The organism is Citrobacter sp. TBCS-14, assembly GCF_005280805.1.
Classification (GTDB): domain Bacteria; phylum Pseudomonadota; class Gammaproteobacteria; order Enterobacterales; family Enterobacteriaceae; genus Citrobacter; species Citrobacter gillenii.
The window spans coordinates 306-519 of the sequence record NZ_SZWM01000971.1; positions in this window are offsets into that span (position 1 = coordinate 306).

A 214-nucleotide genomic window follows, 5' to 3' on the forward strand; every position below is an offset into this window, starting at 1 on the left:
AAAAACGCAAACAATGCCCGATGGCGCCATGCTTATCGGGCCTACACTTCCTGGCTCGCTGCTCCGGCGGGCCTTGTAATTTGCCCTGGCACCCCCATATTTATTGCAATGCTTGCGCCTTTCCCCCATGGCGTGAATAATTTCCTTAGATGCCGGTAAATGTTCAGCGTCCGGCGAGACATGCATAAGAGGAACAGTTTGAACATAGACACTC